Here is a 19,325-nt window from a genome sequence, read left to right as displayed (position 1 = left end):
TGGACTTGTCTGGCTAGCTGCCGGGCGCTGCTTCCTCCATCCGCCGGATGGTTTCGCCGAAGCGGCGCAACGCCTGCCGCACCGGGACATGCGGGCTCTCGATCTCAAGCAGGATCATCGTCTCGCTGCCGAGGAATGCGGCGCTGACCAGGCTGGTTACTTCGGCGGCGGAGAATGGCCCGAGGCCGCCGAACCGCCGCTCCGCCTCTTGCGCCAGTCCGTCCAGCAGTTCGAACCAGCCGCGCAGGTCGCGGCGCACCGCCTTGGCGATCTCGGGGCTCGACAGGCTTGCCGCGATCATCTCGTGCAGGATCCGGACATAGCCGGACGCCAGATCATCGTCGAGGAAATCGCAAGCGCGCTCCCAGCGTTGCCACAGCGGCATAGGTGCCGCAAAAGTCTCCGCCTGGCGCTTCAGCAGGCCCTCGTTCAGATGGTCGAGCAGGGCCAGGAACAGCCGTTCCTTGGAGCCGAAATGGTAATGGATCTGGCTGAGCGGAACGCCGGCGATCTCGGCAACGCGGCGCGTCGACAGATCGGCATAACCGCCTCGATGGAGGCATAACTCGGCGGCCGAAATCAGTTCGGCGCGCGTGTCGCGCTTTTGCTTGTTCTGCGGCGGGGTAACGGCTTCGGCAGCGTCCGTCATGCGGCGTGGCTGCCGCTGTTAGCGGTGCAATCTGGGCGGATCATAGCTTCTCCTGTCCGGGGCTGGACGTCCCTCCACTCTATCTCGGTCGAGCGACCGATCAAGTTGACTCGCTAGAAAATTTATGGTTTTTGACGCTGAATTCGGTCGACCGACCGAATCCTGATGCTTGCATGGAGGGCACTCATGGCGGGCGTAATCACCCTTATCTACGGCGTTGCCGCATACCTGATTTTTCTCGGTTCGTTTCTCTATGCGGTCGGTTTCGTCGGCAACATGGTTGTGCCGAAATCGATCGATTCCGGAGTCGCTGGAAGTCCGGTCGAAGCCGTCATCGGCAATGCACTGCTGCTCGGCCTTTTCGCCGCCCAGCACAGCATCATGGCGCGGCCGGTTTTCAAGCGCTGGTGGACACGGATTGTCCCGCACGCGGCCGAACGCAGCACCTATGTGCTTTTGGCCAGCCTCATCCTGCTGCTGCTCTACTGGCAATGGCGGCCGATTCCCGGTCTCGTCTGGACGGTCGAGAACCCGGTCTGGGTCGCCGTCATCCATGGCGTGTTCTGGCTCGGCTGGGCGGTATTGTTGACCAGCACCTTTCTGATCAACCATTTCGAACTGTTCGGCCTGCGCCAGGTTCTCGCCGCTTTGCGCAAGAGCGAACCGGCGCCGCCCGTGTTCAGGACGCCGCTGTTCTACAAATGGGTCCGGCACCCGCTCTATGTCGGCTTTCTCCTGGCCTTCTGGGCGACGCCGTCGATGACATGGGGCCATCTTCTGTTCGCGGCGGGCAGCACCGGCTACATCCTGCTCGGCATCTTCCTCGAGGAACGCGATCTCGTCGCGATGTTTGGCGATCAGTACCGCCTCTACCGCAAGCAGGTGGGAATGCTCATTCCCTGGCGCAAAATGGCTGGATAGGGCCGATGCGTTGCCGACCAGCCGATTCGGCTGGTCGGCCGGGCCTGGGCCATCAAGGCGCGCTGGCCGCAGTGAGGTGTTCAAATCTCACAACAACGTTATTATCCCCCATTCGTTGTCACGCCGAGTGTCTGAATTGAACGCGCGCCCCGTCTGCGCTTGATGCGCCTTTCTGCCTGTGCGATAGGCACTCCAAAGCAGAAAATCTTTCGGAGAGCGCTGACATGGCGGGTGGACAGGGCCTTATGGCCGGCAAGCGCGGCCTTATACTGGGCGTCGCCAACAACAGATCGATTGCCTACGGCATCGCCAAGGCCTGCGTCGACCATGGCGCCGAGATCGCGCTGACCTATCAGGGCGAGGCGTTCAAGAAGCGCGTCGAGCCGCTGGCTGCGGAATTGGGCGCCTTTGTCGCCGGTCATTGCGATGTCACTGATCCGGCGAGCCTCGACGAGGTGTTTGCCAATGTCGCCAAGCATTGGGGCGGCAAGCTCGACTTCCTCGTCCATGCCATCGCCTTTTCCGACAAGGACGAGCTGACCGGACGCTATGTCGAGACGACGCGCGACAATTTCCTGCGCACCATGGACATTTCGGTCTATTCCTTCACCACCATCGCCAAGCGCGCCGAAGCGCTGATGACCGACGGCGGCTCGCTGCTGACGCTGACATATTACGGCGCCGAAAAGGTCATGCCGCATTACAACGTCATGGGTGTCGCCAAGGCCGCGCTCGAAGCCAGCGTGCGCTATCTCGCCGTCGACCTCGGCGGCAAGAAGATCCGCGTCAACGCCATCTCGGCCGGGCCGATCAAGACCTTGGCTGCTTCGGGCATCGGCGACTTCCGCTACATCCTCAAGTGGAACGAATACAATTCGCCGCTGAAGCAGACCGTCACCCAGGAAGAAGTCGGCGATTCCGCCGTCTATTTCCTGTCGGACCTGTCGCGTGGCGTCACCGGCGAGGTGCACCATGTCGATTCCGGCTATCACGTCGTCGGCATGAAGGCGGTCGACGCGCCGGATATTTCGACCGTCAAGGAATAGTTCTGCCGCGGTTTCCGCCCGCCTGTCCTGATTTCCGGAAGACCTGATGGTTCCGCTCGTCTACATCGTGCGCCATGGCCAGACGCAGTGGAATGCCGAGTCGCGGCTGCAGGGCCAGGCCGACACCGATCTCAACGCGCTCGGCCGCGAGCAGGCGACCCGCAATGGACGGCGGCTGGCCGAACTGATCCAGAACCCTGAGGATTTCGACTTTGTCGCCAGCCCGATGAAGCGGACGCGCGAGACGATGCAGCGGCTGCGCTTGGCGATGCAGCTCGATCCCGATGGCTACCGCACCGACCCGCGTCTGGTCGAGGTGCACTTTGGCGACTGGCAGGGCTTTACCTATGCCGAACTCGATGCGCGGATGCCGGGCTCGGCGAAGGCGCGACGACGCAACAAATGGAATTTCCAGCCGCCGGGCGAGGGCGCCGAAAGCTACCAGATGCTGCTCGAACGGGTGAAGCCGTGGTTCGACGCGCTCGACCGCCAGACGGTCTGCGTCACGCATGGTGGCGTCGTGCGGACCCTGTTTCGGATGGTCAAGGGTGTTTCCGAACACGAAGCGGCAAACCTGGAAGTGCGGCAGGACCGGGTGCTCAGGCTGCAGGACGGGCGTCTGGATTGGCTTTAGGTTCGAGCAGATAAACAGGACGACTGTCCTGTTTATCCGTGCAGGGCTCCGCCGAGCGGCAAGACCCTGTTCGGCGTCGGTCTTATTCGGTGTCGGGCAATTCCATGTCGGTGACGACGTTCTCGCCATTCGTCACGTCATAGGCAATCACGACATCCATGCCCGGCTTCAGCGAATCGAGATCGGTCTCGGCGTTGAGCTTGAAGGACTTGCCGTCCTCCAGCGTCAGCGTCAGTGCGTCCTTGTCGACCTTCTTGATCAGGCCTTCGGTCTGGCCGGCATAGGCGGCGGTGGAAATCAGCAACATGGCGGCAGCAGCGCCAATCAGGGTACGCATCGTCGTCCTCTTTGTCATTGCGCCTGCACGGATGGCGGCGAGCTTTCAACGGGCGGATGGAAGAGAGCAGAAACCAACCGAATGTGTCAAAACTAAAACCGCCGGATCACAGTTTGACCGCTGTGGAAAACGCCAATAGAACGCACCTTTGATCCGGTCCGCTGCCGGGCAGGGCTAAAATTCATGTCTCACAACACGTTCGGCCATCTCTTCCGCGTCACCACCTGGGGCGAAAGCCATGGCCCGTCGCTCGGCTGTGTCGTCGACGGCTGCCCGCCCGGCATCCGCTTCACACGGGCCGAAATTCAGGCCGAACTCGACAAGCGCCGCCCCGGCCAGTCACGTTTTGTGACGCAGCGCCGCGAACCGGACGAGGTGAAGGTGCTGTCCGGCTTCATCCTCGACGAGGACGGCGAGTCGATGATCACCACCGGCACGCCCGTCTCGATGCTGATCGAGAATGTCGACCAGCGCTCCAAGGACTATGGCGAGATCGCCCGCCAGTACCGTCCCGGCCACGCCGACTACACCTATGACGTCAAATACGGCCTGCGCGACCATCGCGGCGGCGGCCGTTCTTCGGCCCGCGAGACCGCCGCTCGCGTGGCGGCCGGCGCCTTGGCGCGCAAGGTGGTGCCCGGAATGGTGGTGCGCGGCGCGCTGGTCTCGATGGGCGAGAAATCCATCGACCGCGCCAACTGGAACTGGAATTTCATCGGTGACGCCGAAAACCCGTTCTTTACCCCCGATCCGGCGTCCGTTCCCGTCTTCACGCAATATCTCGACGGCATCCGCAAATCCGGCTCCTCGGTCGGCGCGGTGATCGAGATCGTCGCCGACGGCGTGCCAGCCGGCCTTGGCGCGCCGATCTATGCCAAGCTCGACCAGGACATCGCGTCCGGCCTGATGTCGATCAACGCCGTCAAGGGCGTCGAGATCGGCAACGNATCGGCAACGGTTTCGAAGCCGCGCGCATCACCGGCGAACAGAATGCCGACGAGATGCGCATCGGCAATGACGGCAAGCCGGTCTTCTTGTCCAACAATGCCGGCGGCATTCTGGGCGGCATCTCGACCGGCCAGGCGATCGTCGCCCGCTTCGCCGTCAAGCCGACCTCGTCGATCCTGACGCCGCGCAAATCCATCGACAAGGACGGCAACGACGTCGACGTCATGACCAAGGGCCGCCACGACCCCTGCGTCGGCATCCGCGCCGTGCCGATCGGCGAAGCCATGGTTGCCTGCGCCATCGCCGACCATTATCTGCGGCACCGGGGACAGACAGGCCGGGGATTAGGCAGTAGGGATTAGGCAATAAGCCAGCCCGTACTTCCTTCCCTAACTCCTACTGCCCAACCCCTATTCCCTGCGAGCGAAGCGAGCCAATGCCATACGATCAGAAGAAAATCGTCGAAGCCATCCGCGCCTTCGAGCGCGGCGAGATCGTCGTCGTCATGGACGATGACGGGCGTGAGAACGAGGGCGACCTGATCGTTGCCGCCGTGCATTGCAGCCCGGAGAAAATGGCCTTCATCATCCGTCACACCTCCGGCATCGTCTGCACGCCGATGCCGCGCGAGGAGGCCAAGCGGCTCAATCTGCAGCCGATGGTCGCCGACAATGATTCCGCCCACACCACGGCCTTTACCGTCAGCGTCGATTTCAAGCATGGCACCACCACCGGCATTTCGGCCGAGGACCGCACGCTGACCGTGCGCAACCTGGCCAACGGCAATGTCGGCGGTTCGGATTTCGTTCGCCCCGGCCACATCTTCCCGCTGATCGCTAGGGAAGGCGGCGTGCTGATGCGTTCGGGCCATACCGAAGCCGCGGTCGATCTCTGCAAGCTTGCCGGCCTGCCGCCGGTTGGCGTGATCTCGGAGTTGGTCAATGACGACGGCACCGTCAAGCGCGGCCCGCAGGTGGCGAGCTTTGCCGAGGAACACGGCCTCAAGCAGGTCTCGGTCGCCGACCTCATCGCCTACCGGCAGCGCAAGGAAACGCTGGTCGAACGCGTCGCCTGCTCCGAAATCGACACACTCGGCGGCAAGGCACAGGTCTTCACCTACACGCTGCCCTGGGATTCCATGCACCATGTCGCGGTCGTTTTCGGCGACATCCGTGACGGCGAGGACGTGCCGGTGCGGCTGCATTCGGAGGATGTGGTGACCGACGTGTTCGGCACCAGCCACCGGCTCGACGCCATTATGAAGGCGATGGGCGAACGCAAGCGCGGCGTCATCGTTTACCTCCGAGAGGGTTCGGTCGGCGTCGCCCATCAGGAGCGCAACCGGCCGATGAGTGCCGACCGTGAGGACCACGAAGAGGCCCGCCGCCGTGAGAACGAGTGGCGAGAAATCGGCCTCGGCGCGCAGATTCTCAAGGATCTCGGCATCTCCTCGATCAATTTGATCGCCTCGCGCGAACGCCACTATGTCGGGCTTGAGGGCTTTGGCATTCATATCGCCAAGACCGAGATTTTCTAGGGGACAGGGGGCGGTCGGATGAGCTTCGAGGCCTATCTCAATTGCTTTGAAGATGGCGAAGAGAGCTACTTCCCCACATCGATCGTCGAGGATGCCTTCGCGCCGTTCGTCACCAGGCGTGAACCTGAATTCACCTGCTGGGTCGTCGCCTATGACGATGCGTCGTCGGCCGACCTCTATCTCAATTTCGACCCCGGCGATGCCTCGCGATGTTCAGGCTTCACCGTCGCGCGGCCGCCCGACGATCCGCGCCTCTACGAAGCGCTGTGGAAAATCCTGCGTGTCACCAGCTCGGTCGTGTATTGCGCCGGAGAATGTCCGCCGATGGTCGGGCGCGCTGAAACCATACCCCATCTGAACCCGGATATGGTTGAGACACTGGGAAGTCCTGTTGTCGTTCTCGATGGAAACGAGATCCGCAAGAGGCTTGAACAGTCGTAGGGAGCCGCGCTCCTTTGGAGAAGCTGCGTCCGATCCGCGTTCCCGACCGGACGCTTGTGCGTTTATTCCGCGGGAACGGCGGCTGCACCGCAGCCGTCCAGCTCGCAGGCGCGGGTGGCCAGGCTGCGCTGGCCCAGCAACACCGTCACCAATGCGATGACGCCGGCCGCCACCGAGACCCAGAACCCGTTGCGGGCGCCGAATTCATCCACCACCGCACCGGCGGCAAACGAACCGAGCGCCATGCCGATGCCGATGCCTGTCATCACCCAGGTGATGCCTTCGGTCAGCATCGCTTCCGGCACGTGGCGTTCGATCAGGCCGAAGGCGGTGATGAAGGTTGGCGAGATCGCCACGCCGCTGATGAAAACGGTCAGCGCCAGCAGCGGCACCGTGTCGGCGGTGAGCGGCAGCAGCGTGCCGAGCGCAACGAGGGCGACCGCGAGGGCCAACTGGCGCTGCAGCGGCGCTTTCAGGTTGAGCGCGCCGACGATAAGGCCGAGCACGAACGATCCCAGCGCATAGACGCCGATGACGAGGCTGGCGGCGCCCGGCTGGCCGAGTTCCTTGGTGATCGCCACCGTGCTCACTTCCGTGGTCGCGAAGGTGGCGCCGACGAAGATCAGGGCGAAGGTGATGATCTGCACCGACCTGAGCCGGATTGCCGAGCCGCTCGAGACATGATTCACCGGCCGCACTTGTGGTTCGGTCGAACGCTGCAGGATGAAGGCTGCCGAGCCAAGGGCGAGGAATAGCGTGCTGACCAGGACACCGGCTTCCGGGAACAGAGCGGCACTCAAGCCCACCGACAGCGATGCGCCTGCAATGTAGACGAGTTCGTCCGCCGCCGATTCGAAGGCGAATGCGGTGTTCATCTGCGGCCGGCCGCGAAAAATCTCGGTCCAGCGCGCGCGCACCATCGCCGGCATGCTGGGCATGGCGGCGGCCGCCAGTGCCGACACAAACAGCGTCCACACCGGCCAGTCCTGATTGGCTGCGGCAATCAGCACCGCGAAGGCGAGCACGGTGAGGATGGTGGTCGGAATCACGATCCGCGTCTGGCCGAGGCGATCGACCAGCCGTGATATCTGCGGCGCCACGAAAGCGTTGCTCAGCGCGAACGTCGCCGAGACAGCTCCCGCCAGCCAGTATTCGCCACGCGTCTGCGAGAGCATGGCCACGATGCCGATCGGCGCCATGGCGATCGGCAGCCGCGCGAGGAAGCCCGCGGCGGCAAACCCCTTGGCTCCAGGGGCACCAAAGATTTCCGAGTATGGGTTTTGCATGGCTGGTTCCTCGACAAAGGCCAATTCGACAATTACATACGGTCCGTATGAATATAGGTAGTCGATACGCCGCGTATGTCAATTGGCATACGAAGCGTATGTGAATAAGGCCAGAACCATGCACAGACCCCGCAAGGAGATGATTGCCGAAACGCGCGCCAAGCTGATCACGGCGGCCCGCCACGCTTTCGGCACAATCGGCTATGCCGAGGCGTCGATGGACGACTTCACCGCCTCGGCCGGGCTGACCCGCGGCGCGCTCTACCATCATTTCGGCGACAAGAAGGGCCTGCTGCAGGCTGTCATCGCCGAAATCGATGGCGAGATGGCCGTCCGCATCCATGAGATTGCGTCGCGGGCGCCAAGCCGCTGGCAGCGTTTCGTCGACGAATGCACGACCTATATCGAGATGGCGCTGGAGCCGGAAATCCAGCGCATCATGTTTCGCGACGGTCCGGCTGTGCTCGGCGATCCGGCGCAATGGCCGAATGCCAATGCCTGCGTCGGTTCAATGACCGATCATCTGACGGCTCTGCAGCAGGAGGGGGTGGTCGTCCCCGGCGTCGACCCCGAAACCGCCGCCCGGCTGATCAACGGCGCCAGCAGCCAGGCGGCACAGCGCATCGCCAATTCGAACGACCCCGAAGCCACGTCGAAGACCGTGGTGGCGGCCTTCCAGCAGTTGCTTGAAGGCTTGCTTAAAAAGCAGGACTCGCAGCCGGTCTGAAATCTCGCCAGCCGATCCCCGGCATTGCCGAGATTGACAATTCCCGGCCCGGGTTCATCCTCGCCGTCCATCTCTGAGGGGAGATTCGGGCGCATGTGGGATTTCGAAATCGGCAGGTCGGTGTCCATCATGATCAGGACATGGCCATTCATCGTCTTTCGCATGATCGTCTATTTCGGCATTACGCTCGCCTACATCGTGGCGACCGGCAGCGGCGCCTCGGTCGGCTATGGCGTCGGCCACATCTCCACCGATCCCGACGGGCCGCTGTCTTTTGCGCTCTGGGGCGGCATCGTCGGCATCGGCGTCGTTTCGATCGCGCTGTACTGGATCCGCGAATACATCCTCTATGTCGTCAAGGCCGGCCATATCGCCGTCATGGTCCATTTGATCGATGGCCGGGACGTTCCCAATGGGCAGGACCAGATCGCCTACGCCAAGGACGTGGTGAAGGAGCGTTTCGCCGAGGCCAACATCCTTTTCGTGGTCGACCAGCTGGTCAAGGGCGCCATCCGCGCCATCACCGGCCTGATCGGCGGCATCGCCGCCTTCCTGCCCATTCCGGGTCTCGGCGGCCTGATCGCTTTCATCAATACGGTCATCCGCCTGTCGCTGACCTATGTCGACGAGATCATCCTCGGCTACAACATCCGCATCAATTCATCATCGCCCTTCGAGACAGCCCGGCAAGGCGTCGTGCTCTACGCCCAGAACGGCAAGACCATGGTCAAGAACGCCATCTGGCTGGCGGTCATCATGTGGGGTGTGTCCTTCGTCATCTTCCTTTTGATGCTGGCGCCGGCCGCCGCCATCATGTGGTTCATTCCGGGGCAGCTCGGCGGCTGGGCCTTCGTGCTCGCCATCCTCCTTGCCTGGGCCTTCAAGGCGGCCTTCATCGAACCCTTCGCCATAGCCTGCCTGATGCAGGTCTATTTCAAGACCATCGAAGGCCAGGTGCCGAACGCCGAATGGGACCAGCGGCTGGCCGAGGGGTCGTCCAAGTTCAGGGAACTCAGGGATAAGGCGCTGGCCTCCTTCGGCGGCTCGCGCTGGACGCAGCCGGCGCCCGGGGTGTAATCCCTGTTGAACGTCGGGGCGGTGCGGCGTCAAACCATGGTCAAAGCGGCCGGGCGCGCCTATATCGGGTCATGGTCACCAGGCTCTACACCCATCCGATCTTCCTCGAACATCTGACGCCCCCCGGTCATCCGGAGCGGCCGGACCGCTTGCGCGCTATCGAGCGCGTGCTCGACGACGAGGCCTTCACCGCACTCGATCGGGTAACGGCGCCGCAAGGCGACGAGGCCACAATCCTCTACGCCCACCCCGAGGATTTCGTCGCCCGCGTCCGCGCCGCGATCCCTGAAAGCGGCATTGCCTCGATCGACGCCGACACGAGCGCCAGCCCGAAAAGCTGGCAGGCGGTGGTCACTGCCATCGGTGCGGCCAACGCTGCCGTCGACGATGTTTTCGAGGGCAGCGTTGCCAATGCCTTCGTCGCCGCGCGTCCGCCCGGCCATCATGCCGAAAAGACCACGGCCATGGGCTTTTGCCTGTTCAACACCGCGGCGATCGCGGCCCGCTACGCGCAGAAGAAACACGGCGCCGAGCGTGTCGCCATCGTCGACTGGGACGTGCATCACGGCAATGGCACGCAGGACATTTTCTGGGACGATCCCTCGGTGCTCTATTGTTCGACGCACCAGATGCCGCTCTATCCCGGCACCGGGGCTAAAAACGAAACCGGCGCCGGCAACATCGTCAACGCGCCGCTGGCGCCGCAGACCGGCTCGGACATGTTTCGCGATGCCTTGCTGTCGCGCGTCCTTCCGGCACTCGACAATTTCGCGCCCGATCTGATCATCATTTCCGCAGGCTTCGACGCTCACCATCGCGACCCGCTGGCCGAGATCAACCTCAGCGAGGACGATTTCGACTGGGCGACAGGCCAGTTGCTGGAACGCGCCGGGCGCCACAGCGGCAACCGGCTCGTCAGCCTGCTTGAGGGCGGCTACGATCTGCAGGGACTGGCATTTTCGGTCGCCGCCCATGTCGGGCGGCTGATGAAGGGGTAAAGTATGGCTGGCGAAGCAAATGAAGACGTGAAGGCGATGAGCTTCGAGCAGGCACTCGACGCGCTGGAAAAGATCGTCGATGATCTGGAACGCGGCGACGTGCCGCTCGACCAATCGATCAAGATCTATGAGCGCGGCGAGGCGCTGAAGGCCCATTGCGACCGGCTGCTGAAGGCGGCCGAAGACAAGGTCGAGAAGATCAGGCTGTCGCGTGATGGCAAACCGGTGGGAACGGAGCCGCTCGACGCGGAGTAGTGGAATGGGGCGGGCATAAAGCAGATAGGAGTTCAAGCATGTGCAGAAACATCAAGACCCTGTTCAATTTCGAGCCGCCGGCGACCCATGACGAGATCCGCGACGCCGCCCTTCAATTCGTGCGCAAACTGAGCGGAACGACGCGCCCCTCGCAGCGCAACCAGGCAGCCTTCGACCGTGCCGTCGAGGCGATCGCCGAATCGGCGCATGAATTGCTGCATTCGCTGGAAACCACGCATCATCCGCGCAATCGTGAAGAGGTGGCGGCCAAGGCAAAAGCCAAATCGGCGCTCCGCTTCGCCTGAGGACATCCAGATGAGTTTCTTCCCCGGCAAGGACCCTGAGCCTGGCGATGCCTTCGCCAGCGACCAGATCGAGCTCATGGTCATTCCAAACGCCAAGGACATTGGCGGCTTCCAGGTTCGTCGCGCTCTGCCGACGGCAAAGCGGCGGCTGGTCGGTCCCTTCATCTTCTTCGACCGCATGGGGCCGGCGATCTTGCGCGCCGGCCAGGCGATGGATGTGCGCCCGCACCCGCATATCGGGCTTTCCACCGTCACCTATCTGTTCGACGGCAATATCAGGCACCGCGATTCGCTCGGCACCGAGATGGTCATCCAGCCCGGCGACGTGAATTTGATGACCGCCGGCCGCGGCATTGTCCATTCCGAGCGCACGCCCGAAGAACTGCGCGGCGCGCCGATGTCGGTCTCCGGCCTGCAGACATGGCTGGCTTTGCCCGACGGCAAGGAGGAAGTGGCGCCGGTGTTCGAGAACACGGCCGCGCTCCTTCTGCCCGAGATCGACGCCGAAGGTGTTTCCGGCCGCGTGGTGATCGGCGATTTCCAGGGACTGCGCTCGCCGGTAAGAGCCGACACCGAGACGCTCTACGCCGATCTGAGGCTGGCGCCCGGCGCCAGCGTCAAAATTCCCGCCGACGCCGAGGAACGCGCCATCTACACGCTGGACGGCGATGTCTCGATCTCGGGCGACCGCTTTCCGGCCGAACGGCTGCTGGTGTTCCGGCCTGGCGACGAGATCGTCGTGTCGTCCGAGCGCGGCGCCCATTTCATGCTCTTCGGCGGCGCTTCGCTCGGCTCCCCGCGCCACATCTGGTGGAACTTCGTCTCGTCGTCGAAGGAACGCATCGAACAGGCCAAGCAGGAATGGAAGACCGGCCGCTTCGATATCGTTCCCGGAGATGAGGAAGAGTTCATTCCGTTACCGGACAATTAACGTCAGCATCACCCGCGTCACTGACACGCATTTACATTCCGGCGACGCAGGCATATTTCGCCATGATCGACGCGCATCATAGCTGAGCAGGCCTTTAACAGTGAACGCAACGCTGCATACGCCGCTTCTCGACAAGGTCCGCATTCCAGCCGACCTGAAGAAGCTTGACGAAAGCGAGCTGCCGCAGCTGGCCTCGGAGCTGCGCGCCGAGCTGATCGATGCCGTCTCGCATACGGGCGGGCATCTCGGCGCCGGCCTCGGTGTCGTCGAACTGACGGTGGCGCTGCACTATGTCTTCAACACGCCGGAAGACCGCGTGATCTGGGATGTCGGCCACCAGGCCTATCCGCACAAGATCCTGACCGGCCGCCGCGACCGCATCCGCACGCTCAGGCAAGAAGGCGGCCTGTCCGGCTTCACCCGTCGCGCCGAGAGCGAATACGACCCGTTCGGCGCCGCGCACTCCTCGACCTCCATTTCCGCCGGCCTTGGCATGGCCATGGCGCGCGACCTCTCCGGCGGCCACAACAATGTCATTGCCGTCATCGGCGACGGCGCCATGTCTGCCGGCATGGCCTATGAAGCCATGAACAATGCCGGCGCGCTCGATGCCCAGCTGATCGTCATCCTCAACGACAACGACATGTCTATCGCCCCGCCGACCGGCGCGATGAGCGCCTATCTGGCGCGGCTCGCGTCGGGCAAGACCTATCTTGGCCTGCGCGATTTCGGCAAGAAACTGACCTCCTATCTCGGCAAACGCGCCGATCGCGCCATCAAGCGGGCGGTCGAGCATGCGCGCGGCTACGTCACCGGCGGCACGCTGTTCGAGGAGCTCGGCTTCTACCACATCGGCCCGATCGACGGCCACAATCTCGAGCATCTGATCCCGGTCTTGAAGAACGTCCGCGACCATGCCGACGGCCCGGTGCTGATCCATGTCGTGACCCAGAAGGGCAAGGGCTACGCACCGGCCGAGGCCGCGGCCGACAAATATCACGGCGTCAACAAGTTCGACGTCATCACCGGCGCGCAGACCAAGGCCCCGGCCAATGCGCCGGCCTACACCAAGGTGTTTGCCGAAAGCCTGGTCCAGGAAGCTCGCCTGGATGACCGTATCGTCGCCGTCACCGCCGCCATGCCGAACGGCACCGGCCTCGATTTGTTCGGCGAAGCGTTTCCGACCCGGATCTTCGATGTCGGCATTGCCGAGCAACATGCCGTGACCTTCGCCGCCGGCCTAGCCAGCGAGGGCTACAAGCCCTTCGCCGCCATCTATTCGACCTTCCTGCAGCGCGCCTACGATCAGGTCGTCCACGACGTGGCGATCCAGAAACTGCCGGTGCGCTTTCCGATCGACCGCGCCGGTTTCGTCGGCGCCGACGGCGCCACTCATTGCGGCGCTTTCGACACCACTTTCCTGGCGACGCTGCCGGGCTTCGTGGTGATGGCGGCTGCCGACGAGGCGGAGCTTCGCCACATGGTGCGCACCGCCGCCTATTATGACGAAGGCCCGATCGCCTTCCGCTATCCGCGCGGCAATGGCGTCGGCGTCGACATGCCGGAGCGCGGCTCGGTGCTCGAAATTGGCAAGGGCCGCATCGTCAGGGAAGGCACCAAGGTGGCGCTTCTGTCCTTTGGCACAAGACTGCAGGACTGTCTGTTGGCGGCCGAGGAACTCGGCGCGGCAGGGCTTTCGACGACGGTTGCGGACGCCCGTTTCGCCAAGCCGCTGGACGAGGATTTGATCCGCCGTCTCGCCCGCTCGCACGAAGTGCTGGTGACGGTGGAAGAGGGCGCTGTCGGCGGTTTCGCCAGCCACGTGCTGCAGTTCCTCGCCCATGAAGGCTTGCTGGAAAGCGGTCTGAAAGTTCGGCCGCTGGTGCTGCCGGACGAGTTCACCGACCACGCCAAGCCGGAAAAAATGTATGCCGATGCCGGGCTCGACGCGGCCGGCATCGTGCGCACCGTGTTCGTCGCGCTCGGCCATTCCGCGCGCGCGCAGCGCGCCTGAATCAAAACCTCACGCAGCTGAAGCCGTTACCGGCTGCAACCCTATGTTAACGCTTCCTTTTGGCGTTTTGCTTACCGTGTCTTTTGGCCGTTTTTCAACGCCCCCCTGCTAGAACGAGAGCCAGGCAGGGAGTTAAAAACAATGCGAACGCTTCTGTGCGGCGCGGCCCTTTTGGCCGTCATCGCCGCGCCGGCCATGGCCGAGACGCGCTATGACCGCAAGCTCGAACAGGCGGTGGCAGGCATCGTCGCCCGCAAGATGGGCGATATCAGGGGCGCTTTTTCCTACAAGCAGGTGCCGCAGCTTGTCGTCGTGCCGGACGCACCAGTCGTTGCTGTCGAGCGTCCGCGCAAGCAGGCTTCAGATGACGGAAGCGACGCCCTGATGCCAGCCGTTGAACGGCAGGTCTCACGGACGATCTTCTAAAACCACATATCGCGCACGCAGCGCCCATCGCGCGGCAGGTCGTCATAAGTGTCCAGCCCGTCGAAATGGTCGATCGGCAGGTCGGCGACCGCCTTCGGCGGTGCCAGCCTGACATTGACGGCGATACGCGTGCGGCCGCTGTCGCTGCGGCGCAAACCGCGCCAGGCAAGCACACAGGCACATGTCGGGCAAAACAGGATTTCTAGCGACGGCGTCTCCTTCCCGGCGCGGGTGTAGGACTGCACAGGCCCCGCAAGCCGGATACGCTCGTCGACAAAGTCATAGGCCCAGAGCGTGCCATAGCGGCGGCAAAGCGTGCAATTGCAGGCCGTGATCGGGCCGGGATCGCCTTCCAGGGTCCAGTGGGCGGCGCCGCAATGGCAGGTTCCCGTCAGCATTCGTCTTCCTCCGCATTGCCTGAGCCTCTACATCTTGCCGGACTGGCTGCGATATTCAACCGGGCGGACTGGCTTGCGGCCCGGGTCTCGACGTCCTCCCATGCCAATGTCCTTGCCTTCGCGGCCGGCTTTCGCCATGAAGGCCGATGAACTCCCCTCTGCCAGCCAGCACACGCCAGCGGCTCGACGAATTGCTCGTCCAGCGCGGCCTGTTTGCGAGCCGCTCGCGCGCCCGCGACGCGGTCGAGCGCGGCACCGTGACGGTCGACGGCGTGGTCGCCCGCAAGCCCGGCCAGACGGTTCTGCCGCACTGTCTCATCGTCATCGACGACCCGGCGCAGGGTTATGTCTCACGCGCGGCGCTGAAGCTGATCGCCGGGCTCGACCATTTCAGTCTCGATCCCGCGGGCAGTGAAGCCCTCGATATCGGCGCCTCGACAGGCGGCTTCACCCAGGTGCTGCTCGAACGCGGCGCGGCCCATGTCACTGCCATCGATGTCGGCCACGGCCAGATGCATCCCGGTGTCTCGTCCGACCCGCGCGTCACCGTGATCGAGGGCCTCAACGCTCGCGAGCTCGCGGCTGCCGATCTCGGCGGCCGTATCCCCGATTTCATCGTCTCCGATGTAAGCTTCATCTCGTTGAAACTGGCGATGCCACCGGCGTTGGCATTGGCACGGGACGGCGCTCGTGCGGTGTTTCTGGTCAAGCCGCAATTCGAGGCCGGCCGCGAGGCGATCGGCAAGGGCGGTCTTTTGAAAGACCCTTATGACGCCGCCCGTGTGGCCGGCTTGCTGCAGGAATGGCTCGAAGGCGTCCCTGGCTGGCGTACATTGGGCTTGCACATGTCGCCGATCGAAGGCGGGGACGGCAACCGCGAATTCCTGCTTGCCGGGATCAAGGATGCCGGGACCAAGGATGCCGGGACCAAGGACCGATGAGCACGGGCTTCACCATCAAGAGACTGGGTTCGCAGGGCGACGGCGTCGCCGAGACGGAAACCGGCGAGCTGTTCATTCCCTTCACCCTGCCCGGCGAGACCGTCACCGCCGCGCGCGAGAGGGATCGCGCCATGCTGATGGCGGTATTGGAGACGTCGCCGCTGCGTATCGATCCGGCCTGCCGGCATTTCACCGAATGTGGCGGCTGCGCCGTCCAGCATCTGCAAGCCGACGCTTACCAGCAATGGAAACGCGACAAGGTCGTGCATGCCTTGAAAGGCATTGCCGGCGACATCGGCGCCCTGGTGCCGTGTGCGCCACACACACGCCGCCGCGTCGTGCTTGCCGCCAGGCGCGCCGACACAGGCATGCTGCTTGGCTTCCATCGCCATCTGTCGCCGGAAATCATCCCCATCGAGGAATGTCCGATCTCGCTGCCGGAGATCGTTGCCGCGCTCGATCGCTTGAGGTCGGTCGCCGACCTGGTTTGCGCCACCACCAAATCGTTCCGGATGGCGGTCACTGTGACGGGCTCGGGGCTTGACGTCGCTGTCTATGAGTCGGGCAAGCTGGGCGAGAACCAGCGCCGGGTCGCCTCCAACTTCATCATGGCCAATGGCTTTGCCCGGCTTTCGATCGACGACGAGATTGTCATCGAGCCGAAAAAGCCGGTGGTCATGTTCGGCACCGTCGCTGTCGCCATACCGCCTGGCGCCTTCCTGCAGGCAACGCAAGCCGCCGAACAGACGATGGCCGATCTCGTTGGCGGACATCTGAAGCGTGCCAGGAAAGTCGCGGATCTTTTCGCCGGCTGCGGCAGCTTTGCGCTTCGGCTGGCGGCCAAATCCGAAGTCCACGCGGTCGAAGGCGACGCGGCAGCCCTTTCGGCGCTCGACCGCGGATCGCGCTTCGCCACCGGCCTGAAGCGGGTAACCGGCGAACGCCGCGACCTGTTCCGGCGGCCGCTGACGTTCAAGGAGCTGAATGCTTTCGATGGCGTCGTCTTCGACCCGCCGCGCGCCGGCGCCGAGGACCAGTCGAAGCAGATCGCCCGCTCGGATGTGCCGTTCGTCGCCGCCGTCTCCTGCAATCCGGTGACGCTGGCACGCGACCTGCGCATCCTGATTGACGGCGGCTACATCTTGAAGAGCGTCACGCCCATCGACCAGTTCCTGTGGTCGCCGCATGTCGAGGCAGTGGCGCTGCTGGAGAAGCCGAAACGGCGACGTTAATCCGCCGATTTTCACAAGGCCGTGCTTGAGTTTGCCGCCCCCCGCAAGACGTAGCCGGCTGGCAAACTAGCCTTCGCGAACGCTTTCGTACCCGGCCGCTTGTGCGGCCTTGATGAACTTACGGTCGAAGGACACAAATGCTAAGCAGTGCGAGGACTTGCCCAGATGGAGCGCATCGGCGAAATCCATTCCCGTCTCGGCTAGATCGACCGCGGAAGAGACCATCGCAGCATCCTCTATCTCGATAGTGGGAAGCCCGCCGAACACCCGCAGTGCATTGACGATCGAGGCCTGATCATAACCATAGCCGCTGCGCAGCACCCACTCAGCCTCCAGGATCACCGTGACGGCGACGAAAACGGGCTGACCGTCGATCAGCCGCCGGGCTCGCGGGGACTGCTCGGGATCGTCGTTCGTCAGATACCTGACGACAACGTTGGTATCAATCGCGAGCATGGCGCCGCCGTGCTTCAGCAAGGACGGCTGCGTCCATCTCCTCCAAGGTCTTCGGTCTGCCACTGTGCGGCAGGACACCAAAGACATCTTCTGGTCGTGTCGGGGCAAAGGCAGGCGCCGGTCTCAAAAGTACACCGTCCGGTGTGTCTTCGACCTGCAGGCGCGTGCCCGCGCCCCAGTCCCTCCGTTTGCGGATAGCGCTGGGCAGGATGACTTGTCCCTTGGTCGAGACGGTCGTTATAAGCTTTTCTATTGCACCCATTGCGGTATTACCCTTGTGTAAGACAAAGGTAAGATATCCCTGTGAGGGGAACTATTCAAGCCCGCCGACGTCTCCTCGCTCAAACCCTGGTGCCGCCGACGGTCATCTGGTTCATCCTGAGATGCGGCTGGCCGACGCCGACCGGCACGCCTTGTCCGGCCTTGCCGCACATGCCGATGCCGGTGTCGAGTTTCATGTCGTTGCCGATCATCGAAACGCGGTGCATGGCGTCCGGTCCGTTGCCGATCAGCATGGCGCCCTTGATCGGCTGCGTCACCTTGCCATTTTCGATCATGTAGGCCTCGGTGCAGCCGAACACGAACTTGCCCGAGGTGATGTCGACCTGGCCGCCGCCGAAGGATACGGCATAGATGCCGTTCTTGACCGAGGCGATGATCTCGTCCGGCTCCATGTCGCCCGCCGTCATATAGGTGTTGGTCATGCGCGGCATCGGCTGGTGCGCATAGCCTTCGCGCCGGCCGTTTCCCGTGGCTTTCATGCCCATCAGCCGGGCGTTCTGGCGGTCCTGCATGTAGCCGACAAGCTTGCCGTCGTCGATCAGCACATTGCGGGCCGAAGGCGTGCCTTCATCGTCGACGGTCAGCGAACCCCGCCGCTCCGGCATGGTGCCGTCATCGACCACGGTAACGCCCTTGGCGGCGACCTGCTGGCCGAGCAGGCCGGCAAAGGCGGAGGTCTTCTTGCGGTTGAAGTCGCCCTCCAGCCCATGGCCGACGGCTTCGTGCAGCATCACGCCTGGCCAGCCGCTGGACAAAACGATGTCGAACGTTCCGGCCGGCGCGGGAATGGCTTCGAGATTGACCAGCGCCTGCCTGAGCGCCTCCCTGGCCGCATGCTTCCAGGCGTCCTCGACCAGGAACTCGCCGAACGCCTTGCGCCCGCCCATGCCATAGGAGCCGCTTTCCTGGCGGTCGCCGTCGCCGACGACGACGGAAACGTTGATGCGGACCAGCGGGCGGATGTCGCGCACGATCTGGCCGTCGGCGCGCACGATCTCGACATGCTGCCAGGACGCCGCGAGCGAGGCCGTCACCTGGCGCACGCGCGGGTCCTCGGCGCGCAGCCATGCGTCGATTTCCTGCAACAGCTTGGCCTTGACCTCGAAGGAGGGCGAGGGGATCGGGTTCTCCTCGCCATAGAGATGGCGGTTGGTGCGCGCGGGTGCCGCGGCAAGCGTGCCGGAATAGCCGCCCCTGACTGTCGAGACGGCGTCGGCGGCGCGCAGCAGCGACGCCTCCGAAAGATCGCTGGAATGAGCGTAGCCGCTGGCCTCGCCGGCCACGGCGCGCAGGCCAAAACCCTGGTCGGTGTTGAAATTGGCGGTCTTCAGCCTGCCATTGTCGAACATCAGCGCTTCGCTCTCGCTGTATTCGAGGAACAGTTCGCCGTCGTCGGCGCCGTTCAGTGTGTCGGCGACGATCCGCTTGATGCGATCATCTGAAATGTCGAATTGGCCGGTCAGGCTGTTCATGGCAGGTCCGCT

Annotated in this window: 22 protein-coding genes and 1 pseudogene; 16 read left to right on the top strand and 7 right to left on the bottom strand. The window is 63.6% G+C overall.

The genetic code is table 11. From position 1 onward, the window contains the following. Window positions 1-13: 13 nt before the first annotated feature. On the bottom strand, window positions 14-649 hold the full coding sequence (locus X757_RS140380; RefSeq protein ID WP_023692089.1) for a TetR/AcrR family transcriptional regulator: 636 nt from the start codon (window positions 647-649) through the stop codon (window positions 14-16). A 186-nt stretch (window positions 650-835) separates the two neighbouring features. On the opposite strand from X757_RS140380, the gene mddA reads away from it, so the two are divergent. The 3 genes from mddA (at window position 836) to X757_RS140395 (ending at window position 3,250) form a co-directional block, all read left to right on the top strand. Beyond that, window positions 836-1,570 carry a methanethiol S-methyltransferase gene (gene mddA / locus X757_RS140385; RefSeq protein ID WP_023723279.1) on the top strand — a complete coding sequence of 245 codons (735 nt, stop codon included), beginning with the start codon at window positions 836-838 and terminating at the stop codon, window positions 1,568-1,570. A 224-nt stretch (window positions 1,571-1,794) separates the two neighbouring features. Next, complete coding sequence (gene fabI / locus X757_RS140390; protein WP_023727494.1) at window positions 1,795-2,616, top strand: enoyl-ACP reductase FabI; 822 nt, start codon at window positions 1,795-1,797, stop codon at window positions 2,614-2,616. A gap of 46 nt (window positions 2,617-2,662) precedes the next feature. After that, window positions 2,663-3,250, top strand: a complete 588-nt coding sequence (locus tag X757_RS140395) for a histidine phosphatase family protein (protein WP_023727493.1) — start codon at window positions 2,663-2,665, stop codon at window positions 3,248-3,250. An 82-nt stretch (window positions 3,251-3,332) separates the two neighbouring features. On the opposite strand, the gene X757_RS140400 is transcribed toward X757_RS140395, so the two are convergent. Then, window positions 3,333-3,587, bottom strand: coding sequence for a DUF1344 domain-containing protein (locus X757_RS140400; protein ID WP_023687135.1), 255 nt, complete (start codon window positions 3,585-3,587; stop codon window positions 3,333-3,335). 183 nt (window positions 3,588-3,770) lie between these two features. Here X757_RS140400 and aroC point away from each other — a divergent pair. The 3 genes and pseudogenes from aroC to X757_RS140410 all read left to right on the top strand — a co-directional run bounded on the left by aroC (window position 3,771) and on the right by X757_RS140410 (window position 6,513). Further along, window positions 3,771-4,897: pseudogene (gene aroC / locus X757_RS01000000165330) on the top strand (chorismate synthase). A gap of 74 nt (window positions 4,898-4,971) precedes the next feature. Then, complete coding sequence (ribB, locus tag X757_RS140405) at window positions 4,972-6,072, top strand: 3,4-dihydroxy-2-butanone-4-phosphate synthase (protein ID WP_023685407.1); 1,101 nt, start codon at window positions 4,972-4,974, stop codon at window positions 6,070-6,072. An 18-nt stretch (window positions 6,073-6,090) separates the two neighbouring features. Next, window positions 6,091-6,513 carry a hypothetical protein gene (locus X757_RS140410; RefSeq protein ID WP_023685408.1) on the top strand — a complete coding sequence of 141 codons (423 nt, stop codon included), beginning with the start codon at window positions 6,091-6,093 and terminating at the stop codon, window positions 6,511-6,513. A gap of 62 nt (window positions 6,514-6,575) precedes the next feature. Here the strand turns inward: X757_RS140410 and X757_RS140415 are convergent, their stop codons facing one another. Then, window positions 6,576-7,799 carry an MFS transporter gene (locus X757_RS140415; protein WP_023716104.1) on the bottom strand — a complete coding sequence of 408 codons (1,224 nt, stop codon included), beginning with the start codon at window positions 7,797-7,799 and terminating at the stop codon, window positions 6,576-6,578. A gap of 118 nt (window positions 7,800-7,917) precedes the next feature. On the opposite strand from X757_RS140415, the gene X757_RS140420 reads away from it, so the two are divergent. From X757_RS140420 to X757_RS140455, 8 genes are all read left to right on the top strand, one after another. Continuing rightward, the gene (locus X757_RS140420; protein WP_023685410.1) at window positions 7,918-8,526 is read left to right on the top strand and encodes a TetR/AcrR family transcriptional regulator; all 609 of its coding nucleotides are present in this window, start codon (window positions 7,918-7,920) and stop codon (window positions 8,524-8,526) included. A 93-nt stretch (window positions 8,527-8,619) separates the two neighbouring features. Further along, window positions 8,620-9,603, top strand: coding sequence for a hypothetical protein (locus X757_RS140425; RefSeq protein ID WP_023685411.1), 984 nt, complete (start codon window positions 8,620-8,622; stop codon window positions 9,601-9,603). A 71-nt stretch (window positions 9,604-9,674) separates the two neighbouring features. Further along, complete coding sequence (locus X757_RS140430) at window positions 9,675-10,601, top strand: histone deacetylase family protein (protein ID WP_023685412.1); 927 nt, start codon at window positions 9,675-9,677, stop codon at window positions 10,599-10,601. A gap of 3 nt (window positions 10,602-10,604) precedes the next feature. Continuing rightward, window positions 10,605-10,856, top strand: a complete 252-nt coding sequence (locus X757_RS140435) for an exodeoxyribonuclease VII small subunit (protein ID WP_023668433.1) — start codon at window positions 10,605-10,607, stop codon at window positions 10,854-10,856. A gap of 38 nt (window positions 10,857-10,894) precedes the next feature. After that, window positions 10,895-11,161: a DUF2277 domain-containing protein gene (locus tag X757_RS140440; RefSeq protein ID WP_023668432.1), complete on the top strand. Its 267-nt coding sequence runs from the start codon at window positions 10,895-10,897 to the stop codon at window positions 11,159-11,161. A 10-nt stretch (window positions 11,162-11,171) separates the two neighbouring features. Further along, complete coding sequence (locus tag X757_RS140445) at window positions 11,172-12,092, top strand: pirin family protein (RefSeq protein ID WP_023685413.1); 921 nt, start codon at window positions 11,172-11,174, stop codon at window positions 12,090-12,092. A 100-nt stretch (window positions 12,093-12,192) separates the two neighbouring features. Next, window positions 12,193-14,106, top strand: a complete 1,914-nt coding sequence (gene dxs / locus X757_RS140450) for a 1-deoxy-D-xylulose-5-phosphate synthase (protein ID WP_023727492.1) — start codon at window positions 12,193-12,195, stop codon at window positions 14,104-14,106. Window positions 14,107-14,247: 141 nt separating this feature from the next. After that, window positions 14,248-14,532 (top strand): hypothetical protein, encoded by a 285-nt coding sequence (locus X757_RS140455; protein WP_023727491.1) that lies wholly within the window; start codon window positions 14,248-14,250, stop codon window positions 14,530-14,532. Here X757_RS140455 and X757_RS140460 read toward each other — a convergent pair. Continuing rightward, window positions 14,529-14,930, bottom strand: a complete 402-nt coding sequence (locus X757_RS140460) for a GFA family protein (RefSeq protein WP_023727490.1) — start codon at window positions 14,928-14,930, stop codon at window positions 14,529-14,531. The genes X757_RS140455 and X757_RS140460 overlap by 4 nt on opposite strands. Window positions 14,931-15,076: 146 nt before the next feature. Between X757_RS140460 and X757_RS140465 the strand changes: the two genes are divergently transcribed. Then, entirely contained in the window at window positions 15,077-15,871 is a 795-nt protein-coding gene (locus X757_RS140465; protein ID WP_023702017.1) for a TlyA family RNA methyltransferase, read from the top strand. Further along, window positions 15,868-17,103, top strand: a complete 1,236-nt coding sequence (locus X757_RS140470; protein WP_023668426.1) for a class I SAM-dependent RNA methyltransferase — start codon at window positions 15,868-15,870, stop codon at window positions 17,101-17,103. The genes X757_RS140465 and X757_RS140470 overlap by 4 nt, the downstream gene beginning before the upstream one ends. A 66-nt stretch (window positions 17,104-17,169) precedes the next feature. Here the strand turns inward: X757_RS140470 and X757_RS140475 are convergent, their stop codons facing one another. The 3 genes from X757_RS140475 to tldD form a co-directional block, all read right to left on the bottom strand. Further along, window positions 17,170-17,559, bottom strand: coding sequence for a type II toxin-antitoxin system VapC family toxin (locus X757_RS140475; RefSeq protein ID WP_023727489.1), 390 nt, complete (start codon window positions 17,557-17,559; stop codon window positions 17,170-17,172). Beyond that, window positions 17,546-17,821: an AbrB/MazE/SpoVT family DNA-binding domain-containing protein gene (locus X757_RS1000000167140; RefSeq protein ID WP_081725433.1), complete on the bottom strand. Its 276-nt coding sequence runs from the start codon at window positions 17,819-17,821 to the stop codon at window positions 17,546-17,548. Before X757_RS1000000167140 ends, X757_RS140475 begins: the two co-directional genes overlap by 14 nt. 79 nt (window positions 17,822-17,900) lie before the next feature. After that, a complete protein-coding gene (gene tldD / locus X757_RS140480; protein WP_023727488.1) occupies window positions 17,901-19,313 on the bottom strand; it encodes a metalloprotease TldD in 1,413 nt (470 codons plus the stop codon). Between the last annotated feature and the right edge of the window lie 12 nt (window positions 19,314-19,325).

Source organism: Mesorhizobium sp. LSHC412B00, from assembly GCF_000503035.1.
Taxonomy (GTDB): domain Bacteria; phylum Pseudomonadota; class Alphaproteobacteria; order Rhizobiales; family Rhizobiaceae; genus Mesorhizobium.
The sequence above is the reverse complement of the archived record's forward strand: the minus strand, read 5'-3'. Positions and strand labels throughout refer to the sequence as shown.